Source organism: Pseudomonas sp. GV047, from assembly GCF_003058245.1.
GTDB classification, from domain to species: Bacteria; Pseudomonadota; Gammaproteobacteria; order Pseudomonadales; family Pseudomonadaceae; genus Aquipseudomonas; species Aquipseudomonas marginalis.
Genome location: NZ_QCWA01000024.1, coordinates 14285 through 27214, shown reverse-complemented (window position 1 = coordinate 27214; position 12930 = coordinate 14285). Strand labels below are relative to the sequence as shown.

Annotated in this window: 9 protein-coding genes; 2 read left to right on the top strand and 7 right to left on the bottom strand. The window is 64.6% G+C overall.

Annotated features, from left to right (window positions below):
* Positions 1-13: 13 nt before the first annotated feature.
* On the bottom strand, positions 14-1618 hold the full coding sequence (locus tag C8K58_RS31715; RefSeq protein ID WP_098480636.1) for a glycosyltransferase family 39 protein: 1605 nt from the start codon (positions 1616-1618) through the stop codon (positions 14-16).
* 179 nt (positions 1619-1797) lie between these two features.
* On the opposite strand from C8K58_RS31715, the gene C8K58_RS31710 reads away from it, so the two are divergent.
* Positions 1798-3960, top strand: a complete 2163-nt coding sequence (locus C8K58_RS31710) for an outer membrane assembly lipoprotein YfiO (RefSeq protein WP_098480637.1) — start codon at positions 1798-1800, stop codon at positions 3958-3960.
* Complete coding sequence (locus C8K58_RS31705) at positions 3957-4661, top strand: DUF3142 domain-containing protein (protein WP_098480638.1); 705 nt, start codon at positions 3957-3959, stop codon at positions 4659-4661. The genes C8K58_RS31710 and C8K58_RS31705 overlap by 4 nt, the downstream gene beginning before the upstream one ends.
* Positions 4662-4766: 105 nt before the next feature.
* Here the strand turns inward: C8K58_RS31705 and C8K58_RS31700 are convergent, their stop codons facing one another.
* The 6 genes from C8K58_RS31700 to C8K58_RS31675 form a co-directional block, all read right to left on the bottom strand.
* Positions 4767-7217: a TonB-dependent siderophore receptor gene (locus C8K58_RS31700; RefSeq protein WP_027608067.1), complete on the bottom strand. Its 2451-nt coding sequence runs from the start codon at positions 7215-7217 to the stop codon at positions 4767-4769.
* A gap of 92 nt (positions 7218-7309) precedes the next feature.
* The gene (locus C8K58_RS31695; protein ID WP_027608066.1) at positions 7310-8260 is read right to left on the bottom strand and encodes a FecR domain-containing protein; all 951 of its coding nucleotides are present in this window, start codon (positions 8258-8260) and stop codon (positions 7310-7312) included.
* A complete protein-coding gene (locus tag C8K58_RS31690) occupies positions 8257-8766 on the bottom strand; it encodes a sigma-70 family RNA polymerase sigma factor (protein ID WP_027608065.1) in 510 nt (169 codons plus the stop codon). The genes C8K58_RS31695 and C8K58_RS31690 overlap by 4 nt, the downstream gene beginning before the upstream one ends.
* 73 nt (positions 8767-8839) lie before the next feature.
* Entirely contained in the window at positions 8840-10285 is a 1446-nt protein-coding gene (locus tag C8K58_RS31685) for an efflux transporter outer membrane subunit (RefSeq protein WP_098480641.1), read from the bottom strand.
* Positions 10282-11340: an HlyD family secretion protein gene (locus tag C8K58_RS31680; RefSeq protein ID WP_092358600.1), complete on the bottom strand. Its 1059-nt coding sequence runs from the start codon at positions 11338-11340 to the stop codon at positions 10282-10284. The genes C8K58_RS31685 and C8K58_RS31680 overlap by 4 nt, the downstream gene beginning before the upstream one ends.
* Before the next feature lie 15 nt (positions 11341-11355).
* Entirely contained in the window at positions 11356-12891 is a 1536-nt protein-coding gene (locus C8K58_RS31675) for an MFS transporter (RefSeq protein WP_092358598.1), read from the bottom strand.
* Positions 12892-12930 lie beyond the last annotated feature (39 nt).

Sequence of the window (12930 nt, the reverse complement as noted above, 5' to 3'; positions counted from 1 at the left end):
TATTTAACCGAGTCTAGCGGCAGGCCTCGGGTTGTGGTGGCGGCACGTTGCACAACACGAACAAACGCGCCCTGGCACCACCACCGTCCTGGCGACTGAGTTCGCGCCAGCCCTGGGGCAGTGGCGCGAAATCGTCCGACGCTTCGTTGCTGCTGATCAGCCACACGCGGCGGGTGTCGGCGGGCAGTGCCGACAGACGGTCGAGGTAAATGCGCCCGCCGTCCTGGTCCACCAGGGTGCCGAAGCCGTAGGCGTTGGGCCGGGTCGGCGTGCCATCGGGCTTGGGCGGGGTGTAGAGCTGCAGTTGGGCGTCGGTCTGGTCGTAATACACATAGCTGAGGTACCACATCATGTCGCTGAGGACGATGCGATCGTCTTCCTGGTAATTGCGATTGACGAACTCCACCGGCACATTGAATTGGTCGTGCTCATCCACCGTGAAGTTGTTTTTGAGGCCCACCAGCTCCACGCCGACAAACAGCACGAACAGCGCCGCACCCAGCAGCGACAAGCGCGCAGGCAGGCGGTCGATCGCCATGGCGACAAGGATCGGCAAACCCAAGGCGTACACCGTAAGGTAGCGCTCGATAAACACCGGGGAGATAAACGATACCCCGTAGACCAGCAACAGCGGCAGCAGGAAAAACAGCGCCAGCAGGCAAGCGGGCCGATGGCGTTCGCGGTCTCGCGCGGCCGTCATCACGACCACGGCCATCAGTAACAGCGGGACAAACCAGAACAGCGGTGGCCAGAAGCCGATACCTTCATCCTGTAACACGAACTGCCAGATCATCGAAGGCAGGGAAAACAGGCTGACCGGTTCTTCCCAGCCTATGTCCCCGCCTACCTTGAGTTGTTCGACGTGCTGCACCAGGTCCAGCAGGTTCGGCAGCCACGGTACGTACAACAGCACAATCGCGGCATTGGCTACCCACCAGGCCGGGCGTGCGATCAGCCGTCGGCCTCGCGGCTGCGCCTGCCACAGCACCCCCAGGTAAGCCCAATGCACCAGCACGCACAGGGCGGTGAAGTAATGGGTGTAGAACCCGGCGCTCATCAACGCCACATACATGGCCAGGTAGCGCAGCCGCTCGGGCTGGCGTACCCAGTACACCAGCGCCAGCGTGGCCCCCAGCAGCCACACGCCCAGCAGCGAATACATGCGCACTTCCTGGCTGTAGCGCACCGCCGTGGGCAGCAGCGCCAGCAGGATCCCCGCCAGCACGGCAGCACGCCGGGTAGACAGTTGCCGTGTCAGCCAGACACCCAGGCCCACCGCAACCACGCCGGGGATGGCACTCATGCCACGAATCGACCAGATACTGTCGCCGAACAGCTCGATCCAGCCGCGCAGCATGAAGAAGTACAACGGCGGGTGCACATCGTGAGCGGCGTGAAACCACAGGTCGGCAGCGGCGTATTCACTGAGCAGCAGGCTGGAGCCCTCGTCGCCCCAGATCGCCGCCGATGTCAGGCGGTAAAACCGCAGGGCCATGGCCAGTCCCAGGATCGGCACCCACCACAGTCGGCTCAGCCAACCGACGCGTTCCCACGTAAGACGATTGAATGCGGGCAACGCCCCGACCTTTTCGTTTTGCTCTACCACAGACCGGCGCACCTCGATTCCCCCGCTGTTGCCTTGAGTGCCTCAGCGCAAACACCGCCACTCTAGGACAAAAGCCCCCGGTTCGCTTCTGGAATCGGACAAATCAGCAATTTGTGTAGGGCTTCACCGAAGCGCCCGCAGGAACACGCTATGATTGCCGCCCTCCAAGGACCCAGGATCAAGGACACGTCATGCGTATCGGTTTTCTCTCCCCCCTGGCACTGGCCCTGCTGGCCGGTATTTCCCAGCAGGCCCAGGCCAGTTCCGACGATTCGTGCTACCCCGATTGGCGTGTCTCGCGTGACAGCCTCGACCCTTGCAACAACGTGCCGTTCCTGAGCCCGGGCAATGACAGCCGGGCCAACCTGCGCCTGTTGCTGGCGGACAAAAAGGCCGCGCCGTTGGCGCCCAGGGCGTTGAGCGAGGATGACCTGGCCCAGGGTTTCGGCCCGGTGCCGTTCCCGGTGTATCGCCTGGCCGCTGCCTCCAGTGCAGAGACCGAGCCCGACTCGGACGATTCGCCTACCGCCGAGCTGGACACCCTGCTGACGCCCCTGGGCATCAAGCGCGAGGCGTACAAAACCGCCGGCGAAGCCTTCCTCAATGGCGAAGGCAGCCGCTGCCGCAGCAACGACGATGACAGCGCCACGGCGTTTATCCGCCAGGTGGTCAAGGCCGACATGCCGGCGGCCGAGCGCGCGCTGCTGGCGAAGGCGCGGCTGCAACTGCTCACCACCTGCACCTGGGATGGCCCGGTGATCGCCGAGCCGCAGCAGATCCAGTCAGCCGACGGCCAACTGTTTCGCACCTACCTGCAAGCCGCCGCCGATTTCTACAGCGGCCGCTTCGCCGAGGCCGCGCAAGGCTTTGCTGGCGTCGGCAGTGCACAGTCGCCGTGGCTGAAGGAAACTGCGCTGTACATGACCGCCCGCACAGCGCTCAACCAGGCCCAGGCCGACACCTATGACGAAGACGGAGTGCCGCACCTGGACCGTGTGGATAAACCCGCATTGGCCACGGCCGAGCAGGGCTTCAAGGCCTACCTGAAGACTTATCCACAGGGCGAATACGCGGCCTCGGCCCACGGCCTGCTGCGCCGGGTGTACTGGCTGGCCGACGACAACACCCAGCTCGCCGACGCGTTCGCCTGGGCACTGACGGCCACCGACGAGCAGCGCAATGTGTCTGAGGATGAGCTGGTAGAAGAAGCTGACCTCAAGCTGTTGATGGTCAACAGCGATACCGTCAAGACCCCGATGATCCAGCTCGTCAGCGACCTGATGGTGATGCGCGGCGGCAACCAGCCGGCCCTCAACCGCGCAGACCTCGAGAAGCAAAAAGCCGCGTTCGCCAGCGAGCCGGAGCTCTATGAGTACTTGCTGGCCGTGTGTGCGCTGTACATCGAGCATCAACCGGACGCCGCCTTGAAGCAGTTGCCGCAAAGCGTGCCGGCAAGCCTCAACTACTTCGCCTTCAGCCAACAGACCCTGCGCGCCCTGGCCCTGGAAGCCAAGCAGGACTGGAAAGGCGCCGAAGCGCTGTGGCTGCAACTGTTGCCGCTGGCAAAACTGCCGCTGCAACGCGACCAGCTGGAGTTGGCCCTGGCCATGAACTACGAGCGCAGCGGCCAGTTGGCCAAGGTGTTCGCCAGCGATTCGCCGATCAGCGCCAAACAGGTGCGCTACATCCTGCTGCGCAACATCGCCGGGCCTGAACTGCTGCGCCAGCAGATCGCCCAGGCGAGCGATCCGCTGGAACGCCAGACCGCGCAATTCGTGCTGCTCTACAAAGACCTGCTGCACGGCCAGTTCGCCACCTTCGCCGAAGACCTCAAGCAGCTGCCGGCCCAGGCCCCCGAGGACAAGCTGGGCACCAGCCTGGGTTATGTCTACAGCGCCAGCCAGACGCTTAAGCTGTTCCAGTGGAACGGCGACAAGGCCGAATCCGGCTACGCCTGCCCGAGCATCGCGCAAACCGCAGCGACCTTGCAGACCGACGCGAAGAACCCCCAGGCCCTGAACTGCTTCGGCGAATTCATCCTGCGCAACAACCTGGACGGCATGCCTCTGGAGCAGGCCCGCGCCGCCGGCAGCCTGGGCAGCACCGCTTCGGATTTCAAGGGTGAAACCTTCTCGCGGCTCGACGGTTACCAACAGGTCATCGGCAATGCCAAGGCACCGAAAAACGACAAGGCCTACGCCCTGTTCCGCGCCATCAACTGCTACGCGCCGGCCGGCTACAACAGCTGCGGCGGCAAGGACGTCGAACCTGGCGTGCGCAAAGCCTGGTTCCGCCAACTGAAAAGTGGTTTCGCCGACACCCAGTGGGGCAAATCGCTGCAGTACTACTGGTGAAGCACCTGTGGCTGGGCGTGCTGTTGCTGGCAAGCCCGGCCTTCGGTGCCGTCGATGCCCGCGACTACGACGCCTTCTGGCTGTGGAGCGGCGTCACGCCCCAGCCGGTACTCAAGCAGGCCAAGACCCTGTACATCCTCCAGGGCCAGATCAACGCCACCCGCCGCGCGCCCCAGCGCGGTGTGCAACTGATCGCCCAAGGCATCAGCGTGCCGCGCCTCACCCGAGGCGACGTCTGGGTGGTCTACCGCGCCCACACCCTGCGCTGGCCCGAACAGGTCTACACCCAACTGCTCGGCCAGGTACAACGCTGGCGCGACGCAGGCAACCCGGTGGTCGGCATCCAGATCGACTTCGATGCTCGCACCCAATACCTGCACGAATACGCCGACTTCCTGCGCGACCTGCGCCAGCGCCTGCCGGCCGATCTGAAACTGAGTATCACCGGCCTGATGGACTGGAGCAGCAACGCCGACCCCACCGCCATCGCCCAGCTCAAAGACGTGGTGGATGAGGTGGTGGTGCAGACCTATCAAGGGCGCCAGAGCATCCCGGATTACGCGGCGTATTTGCCACGGATGAACCGGATGGGGCTGCCGTTCAAGATCGGTTTGATTCAGGGTGGAGAGTGGGAGGAGCCGGGGTATTTGCAGGGGAGTGAGTGGTTTCGGGGGTATGTGGTGTTTTTACGCAATCCTTGATGGATGCTTGCTCGCGAAAACCTGAGATTGCCGCGAGCATTCAGAAAGACCCGCGTCATCGTTAACGTTTTTCGCGAGCAAGCTCGCTCCTACATTGGAAGGTGGTTACCAGTCATAGGTCAGGCTGGACACCACCGTACGCCCCTCCCCGTAGTAGCAATCCAGGTCGCTGGTGCACTGCGAGACATAGGTCTTGTTGGTGAGGTTCTGCACGTTCATCGCCAGTTTCACGCCTTTGAGCTTGAGCGGCGAGGCGCCCAGGTCGTAGTTCAGGCTGGCGTCGTAGACGCTGTACGACGGCACGCTGAACGCGCCTTCGTAGTAATCGCCCAGGCTTTGGCGCGCGTAGCGGACGCCCAGGCCGGCACCGAGGCCGGCGAGCGGGGTGTCGCCCAGTACGGTGTAGTTGACCCACATCGACGCCGTGAGCGGCGAGATGCCAGCGGGGTGGCGGCCTTGGCGACCTTCTTCGTCCTTGGTGTACTTGATGTCGTTGCGCGCGGCCGAGGCGATGATCTCCCAGGCGTCGCTGAGGGCGGCCTTGGCTTCCAGCTCTACGCCGCGGGAACGCATGGCGCCGCTCTGGGTACTGAAGGTGTCGTTGGGGTTGGTGGTGAGCACGTTTTCCTGGTCGAGCTGGTAGACCGCGACCTGCACGAAACTCTTCTGGCCCGGCGGCTGGTACTTCATGCCCACTTCGTATTGCTTGCCGGTGGAGGGGTCGAACGGTTTGCGCTGGGCGTCGGTGCCGGTCAGCGGCAGGAACGATTCGGAATAGCTGATAAAAGGCGCCAGGCCGTTATCGAACAGGTACACCAGGCCGGCGCGGCCGGTGAAGGCTTCGTCCTTGCTGGCGAAGCGGGTGCCTTGCAGCGGCTCCTTGTTCACCACGCTGGCCCAGTCATAACGCCCACCGAGCACCAGGGCCCACTTATCCAGTTTGATCTGGTCCTGCACATACAGGCCGGTCTGGCTCAGGGTGCGGTCCCAGCGGTACGGTTGGCCGAAATTCAGGCGCTGGCCGTAGACCGGCTTGAACAGGTCGATTACCGGTGGGTTGCGGTCATACAGGCCATGGAACAGCGAGCCGGAGTGGTAGTAATCCAGGCCGACGATCACCGTATGGGACAACGCACCGGTGTCGAATTCGGCCTGGGCGATGCTGTCCACGCCAAACACTTTGTTGTTCTGCGCCCAGTCCACGCCGAAGCGTTGCAGGTAGCGTTGGTCCTGCACACCGGTGGCCGGGTTGGCGACGAAGCGGTAGCCGTGCAGCGGTGCGGTGTAGCGGTCGTCCACTTCGGCGTAGCGCGCGTTCTGCTTGAGGGTCCAGGTGTCGTTGAGGCGATGGGAAATCTCGTAGCCCAGCACGTACTGCTCGCGGTTGTACTGGTTGACGCCGGGCTCGCCGATAAACACATCGCGCTTGATCTTGCCGTTGGGGTTGGCCCACAAGGTGCCGGACGCCGGCAACCCTTGGGCCTCGGGCACGCCCTTGTCCTTCTGGTATTGGGCGAACAGCGTCACACGGGTGTCGTCGTTGGGGCGCCAGGTGAGGCTGGGGGCGATGAACTGGCGTTTGTTCTCGACGTAGTTGATCTCGTCCTGACCGTCGTTGGCCAGGCCGGTGAGGCGGTAGAGGAATTGCCCCTGTTCATCCAGCGGGCCGCTGAGGTCGATGGCCGCACTCTTGTGCTCGTAGGTGCCGGCTTCCAGCACCACCCGGTGCACCGGGGTTTCGCTGGGGCGCTTGCTGACCATATTGACGATACCGCCAGGCTGGTTTTGCCCATACAGCACCGAGGCCGGGCCCTTGAGCACTTCGATGCGCTCCAGGGAGTAGGGCTCGATCTGCAGCGCGCCACCCGTGCTGCCGCCGCCGTAGGGCAGGTGCAAACCGTCAAGGTACAAGGGCGTGGGGGTGAAGCCGCGCGAGGTAGGTTCGTCGAATAACTTGACCCGGTCGGCAAAGCCACCGGCGGTCATGCCCGGGGTGTAGAGCAACGCCTGGGTGACGCTCTGGGCGCCGCGAGCCTTGATCTCGGCGGCGGTGATCACGTTGATGGTCTGGGGGATTTCCACCAATGCCGAATCGGTCTTGCTGCCGGACGCACTGCGCGTGGCGACAAGGCCGTCCACCGGGCCCCAGGCGCTTTCCTCGGCCTGCTGGGCGCTGATCTGAGTCGCGCCGAGCTGCAACGGCCCGGCGGATGGCATCGCCTGCAACGACCAACCACCCTGGGCCTGCACCGCCACCAGGCCGCTGCCTGCCAGCAGCCGCTCCAGGCCGGACCCGACGCCATAACTTCCCTGCAGGCCTGTGGTGCGCTTGCCTTGGGTAAGGGAAGCATCGACCGACAACAAGATGCCCGACGCACTGGCGAACTGGTTCAAGGCCTGATCGAGACTGCCCGCCGGAATGTTGTAGGCACGCAGCGCTTCGGTGCTGTCTTCGGCATGTACCTGGGTCGGCAGCATCGGCACCGTCGCCAGCAGGCTGACAAACAGGCCACGGCGCAAGGCGCGGGCCAAGGGTTGGATTGGGTGGTGCGGCATTGCAGGACTCCCCGTGAGAACGCTTCTTGATTGGCTTTCAAGAGGTATCCCGAACGGGGCGCGCAAACCGACAAGCATCGATAAAAAAATTTTCAGGCCCGTGCCTTGATGGTCACCCAGTAGCGCGTCACCGACTGCACCTGCACCGGCAGCGAACGCTCCAGAGCCGCGAGGATCGCGTCGGTATCGTTCAACGGGAACACCCCCGTCAGCAGCAGGCCAGACACCGCCTGATCACAACGCAACAGGCCTGGACGATAGCGGCTCAGTTGCGCGACAAACTCGCCCAATGGCTGGCGCTCGGCGATCAGCCGATGCTCGGTCCAACTGCTGGCATTGGCACTTACCGCAGGCAACGCCGAGCTTTGGCGCGAGTTGAACCACAGGCTGTCGCCGGCATTCATCTGCACCGCCGGGCCCTGCAACGGGGTGACCCGCACGCGGCCTTCATACAGGTCGACGCGGCTGCCATCGGGCAGTTCGCACACGGCAAAACGGGTGCCCAGCGCCTGCACGTCACCGGCCGGGGTTTCGACGATCAAAGGGCACACCGGGTCGTGGCCGCTGGTCAACAGGATCTCGCCACGGATCAGGCGAATGCGCCGCTCGCTGGCGCTGAAACGCAGGTCCACTGCACTGTCGCTGTTGAGGTCCAGGCGCGTGCCGTCGCTGAGGGTCACGTGGCGAATCTCGCCGGTGGTGGTGCGGTAGTCGGCAAAGGCTGCCTGCCAGGGTTCGCTGCGCTGCACCAGGTAGCCGCTGCCACCCGCCACCAGCAGCAGGCCGAGCAGTTTCAACGCGGCGCGGCGCTGGGTGTCCGGGGTGTCGCGCAACACCGCACGGGCGCTGTCGATAGGCACGCTGCCAAGGGTTTGTTGCAGGTGCTGCAGACGTTGCCAGGCGCGACGGTGTTCCGGATCCGCCGCCTGCCATTGCACAAACGCCTGGCGTTGCTCGCCTTGCAGCTCGCCGCTCCAATGCAGCATCAGCCATTCGCTGGCTTGCTCGACAATGGCCGGGGCGATGGGGGCGTCGGGCCTCATTCTGCGTACGCCACCTGGTAACAGGCGACGATCGCGCGGGTCATGTACTTCTGCACCGAACTGACCGTGACGCCCAGGCGCTCGGCGATCTGCGCGTAGCTCAGGCCTTCGAACTGCGAGAGCAGGAACGCGCGGCGTACGTTGTCGGGCATGCGGTCGAGCATGGCGTCGATCTGCATCAGGGTTTCGAGAATCAGCGCACGGGTTTCCAGGCTCGGCGACTCGGGCTCGGGTAAATGCGCGATGCTTTCCAGGTAGGCACGCTCGATACGCAGGCGGCGCCATTGGTCGATCACCAGGTTGCGTGCGATCTGCACCAGGTAGCTGCGGCTTTCCTTGTCACCGGGGTAACGACCGGAGACCAGCAGGCGCAGGAAGGTGTCCTGCGCCACATCGGCGGCGTGTTCGCGGTCGCCCAGGCGCTTGCGCAGCCAGCCTTGCAGCCAGCCGTGATGGTCACGGTACAGGAGGTGAAGCTGTTGCTGGCCGTCAGTCGCGGTGTCCATGAAAAGCTCAGATACATTATTGAGAGCAATTATCATTACACCTTGTTTCGCGGCTGGCAAAACTCTTTGTGGTTCAGCGCTCGGCGGTTTGCAGCGGATACACCGATTCCCACCCTCCGCCCAACGCCTTGTACAGGCCGACCATGGCCAACGACACGCCGGTAGAACTCTCCACCCACTGCTCCTGCGTGGCCAGCAGCGCGCTCTGCACGGTGAGCACGTTAACGAAATCCACCACGCCTTCAACGTATTGGTGCTGCGCGGTGGTCAGGGCGATCTGGTTCTGGCGCACGGCTTCGGCGAGGCTATCGCGACGCAGTTGGCTGGCGTTGTAGCGGGTCAGTTGGTCGTCGATTTCATGCCAGGCTCGCAGCACGGTGTGCTGGTAGGCCAGGGCCGCTTCCTGTTGCTGGGCTTCGCGCAGGTCCAGCATGCCTTGCAGGCGGCCGCCGTTGAACAGTGGCAGGCTCACTTGCGGGCCGAAGGCAAACGCGCGGGAGCCCCAGGAGCCGAAATCCGACAGTTGCATGGCCTGGGAGCCGAGGCTGCCGGACAAGGTAATACGCGGGTAAAAATCGCCCTTGGCCACGCCGATGCTGGCGGTGGCGGCGTGCAGGCGCGCCTCGGCCTGGCGTATATCCGGACGGCGCTCGGCGAGTTCCGACGGCAGGCCGATGGCGACCTGGCGTTGGGTCTGCGGTACGGCGGCGTCCTTGGACAATTGCGCGTGCAGGGCCTGCGGTGGCTCGCCCATCAGCAGGCTGAGGGCGTTGATCAACTGGTCCTGGCGTTGCTGCAGATCCGGCAGCCGCGCTTCGATGGCGGCGACCTGGGCGGCCGCTTCGGCGACATCCAGATCGGTGGCCACGCCGTCGGCCAGGCGCAACTGCGAGAGCTTGAGGCTGTGGCGGGCGACGTCGAGGTTTTGCTCGGTCACCGCGCGGGTGTTCTGTACGCCACGCAGCTGGATGTAGTCCTGGGCGGTCTCGGCCAGTACCGACAACAGCACGGCGCGGCGGTCGTTTTCCGCCACTTGCAGGGTGGCGTCGGCGGCTTCGGTTTCGCGTTTGACCCGACCCCAGAAGTCCAGCTCCCAGGACGCCGAGAAGCCCACATCCCACTGGTTGAACGCGGAACGCCCGTTTTCGCCGGAGGGGTCGTTCAAGCCTTTGCCGCTGTTGCGTTTACGCTGGTAGGCGCCCGTGGCGTCGACAGTGGGATAGCGCTCGGCGGTGGTCACCTGGCGCACCGCACGGCTTTGTTGCAGGCGGCTGCTGGCCAGTTTCAGGTCGAGGTTATCGGTCAGCGCGCGGCGCGTGAGGGCCGACAGTTGCTCGTCGTGGAACACGTCCCACCAGCGCTCTTGCAGCGGATCACTCACTGCTCGGCTGGCGGCTTGTCGCCCTTGAGGTTCGCTCCACCGCGTGGCTTGCGGCGTGTGCGGGCGCTGAAAATCCGGCCCGACAGTGCAGGCACTCAGGCTGATAACACTCAGGGTGAGCCAGGCAAGGTGTCTCATTGCTGGGCCACCTCACGCTGCGGCGCGACCGGCTGGGTGTCGACGCTGGCCTCGACCGACATGCCGACCCGCAGGCGCTCGGTCAGCGGTTGGTTGGGTTCGAGGACGATTTTCACCGGGATACGCTGCACCACCTTGGTGAAGTTGCCGGTCGCGTTGTCCGGCTTGACCGATGCGAAGGTCACACCCGTGGCAGGTGCGAGGCTCTCCAGGTGGCCGTTGAGCAGCTCCCCGTCGAGGCTGTCGACCCGCACCTGCACGGCCTGGCCGGCGTGCATATGGGACAGCTGGGTTTCCTGGAAATTGGCGACCACGTAGGCCTCGGCCAACGGCACCACCGCGAGGATCTTGCTGCCCGGGGTCACATAGGCCCCCACCCGCACCGCGCGCTCACCGACCATGCCATCCACCGGCGCGACGATGCGCGTGTAGGACAGCTGATAACTGGCCATTTCCAACGCGGCCTGGGCACGCTTGAGCCCACCTTCGGCGGCATCGCGCTGGGCCGTGAGGATTTCCACCTGCTTGCGCTCGGCCGCCAGCACCGCCGTGGCGTTAGCCAGGCGCGCGGTGGCCTGGTCGATGCGGGTCTTGGCTTGCTGGGCGTTTTGCACGGTGCCCGCGCCCACGCCGGCGAGGTGGTTGTAGCGGTTCAGCTCATGTTCGGCGAAGGCCACTTCGGCGCGGTCTGCCGCCACGGTGGCCTGGGCCTGGGCGATCACCGAGGTTTGGCGCTCCAGGGTCGCGGTGGCGTTCTTCAGCTGGGCCTGGGCGACCAGGGTGTCGGCGTCGGCGGCCTGGGCGGCGGCGCGAAAATCGCGGTCGTCGATCAGCGCCAACAGTTGGCCGGCCTTGACGCGCTGGTTGTCTTCCACCAGCACTTCCTTGATAAAGCCCGCCACACGTGGCGCCACCAAGGTGAAATCGGCGGCGACGAAGGCGTCGTTGGTGGCCTGGCGCTTGTTGCCCAACAGGCCGGGCGCGACCAGGTAGACCAGCACGCCGACGGCAAACACGGCGATAACGGAGACGGCGATTTTGTCTTTGCGTTTCATGGGAAGTCCTTGTGGCTAGGTCGGTGCGCGAGGCGGAAAAATCCGCGTGGGCATCCAGAAAATCAGCAGGATCAACGCCACCGCGACAGCGGCCATGACGTAATAGAGGTCCGAAGAAGTCAGCACCACGGCCTGCTCGTGCAGGCGCTGGGCCAGGCCCGGCGCATCGCCGTCGGCCAGCGGCGAGTTACCCAGGCGGTCCACCAGCATGGTCGAGTGAAAGTGCAGGCGCTGGGTGGTCAACGCATCCAGCACGCCGGTGGCAATCACGGCCGCCAGGCCTTTGACGGTGTTGAACCAGGCCGAGGCGAACGGCCCATCCGCCGGTTGAATGCTGCCGGTGGAGAGCATCAGCAGCGGCAACACCGCCATGGGCTGCCCGAAGATTTGCAGCAGGTACAGGCCGTAGAAATCGTCGCGAATCCATGCCGAGGTCAGGTGCGCACTGCCCACGCAACACAGCACCAACATCCCCAGCCCGATCCCCAGGACCCAGCGGCAATCGACCCAGCGCAGGTTGCACAACGCCGCCACCAGCGGCAGCGCGATCAATTGCGGCAGCGCCATCAGCAGCATCACCGGCGCGGTTTGCAATGGGCGATAACCCTGGACCTGAGCGAGGAAACTCGAGGGGATGATGATCACCGAGGTCAGCACCATTAGCACGCCTGCCAGCACGATCAGGGCAAACGCCAGGTTGCGCAGGCCTAGCATCTGCAATTTGAAAAACGGCATCGGGTGCGACCATTCATTGAGCATGAACAGCACCAGCAGCACACTGCCGCCGCATAGCAGGAAGGTGATCAGGCCCGACTCGAACCAGTCCAGGCGATTGCCCTGCAGGATGCCGATCACCAGCATGCAGATCGCCGGAAACCCCAGCAGCAGTCCGCGCCAGTTGAACTGCTTGAAGCGCTCCAGGCGCAGCGGGTCTTGCGGCAAACCGTAGGCCACGGCGGCCATGGCCAGCAGGCATGGCCCGACGATCTGCCAGAACGCCCACTGCCAGCCGACGTATTCGGTCCACAGCGCCGCCAACGGCGTGCCGAGGCTCGGCCCGAACGTGGCGGTAAGTGCGTAGCCAGCCAGGCCATACAGCTTGACGTTGGCCGGCAGGAAGCGCAGCGCCACGGTCATCAGCATCGGCGGTAAGGCACCGCCCGCCAGGCCTTGGACGGTACGCAGCAGCAGCAGGCTTTGGTAGTTCGGCGCAAACGGGCACAGGATCCCGAGCACGGTGAACAGGCCAATAGCGCACAGGGTGAAGCGCCGCAGGGAAAACGTCACCGAACACCAGGGCGCAAAGGCCATGGCCGACACGGAGGTTGCCGTGTACGCGGCCACCAGCCAGGTGCCTTCGTCAAAGCCGATGTACAGCGCACCGCGAATATCCGCGAGGGCCACCTTGGTGACCATCTCGTTGAGGCCGGACACCAGCACCGCGAGCAACACGCCGACCAGGCCGATGATGATGCGCGGGCCGAATACAGGCGGGGTGATGGCGGTGGGTCTGGCTGCGGCCGCAAGGGTGGGGGCAGCGAGGGAAGTCATGAACAGGCAGCTCGGGATTAGAAATACCCGAGCAGTTTA

Bases quoted from the DNA above. Each gene is read 5' to 3' on its own strand.
- C8K58_RS31710 (WP_098480637.1), top strand. From the start codon at position 1,798: ATGCGTATCGGTTTTCTCTCCCCCCTGGCACTGGCCCTGCTGGCCGGT.
- C8K58_RS31700 (WP_027608067.1), bottom strand. From the start codon at position 7,217: ATGCCGCACCACCCAATCCAACCCTTGGCCCGCGCCTTGCGCCGTGGC.
- C8K58_RS31695 (WP_027608066.1), bottom strand. From the start codon at position 8,260: ATGAGGCCCGACGCCCCCATCGCCCCGGCCATTGTCGAGCAAGCCAGC.
- C8K58_RS31690 (WP_027608065.1), bottom strand. From the start codon at position 8,766: ATGGACACCGCGACTGACGGCCAGCAACAGCTTCACCTCCTGTACCGT.
- C8K58_RS31685 (WP_098480641.1), bottom strand. From the start codon at position 10,285: ATGAGACACCTTGCCTGGCTCACCCTGAGTGTTATCAGCCTGAGTGCC.
- C8K58_RS31680 (WP_092358600.1), bottom strand. From the start codon at position 11,340: ATGAAACGCAAAGACAAAATCGCCGTCTCCGTTATCGCCGTGTTTGCC.
- C8K58_RS31675 (WP_092358598.1), bottom strand. From the start codon at position 12,891: ATGACTTCCCTCGCTGCCCCCACCCTTGCGGCCGCAGCCAGACCCACC.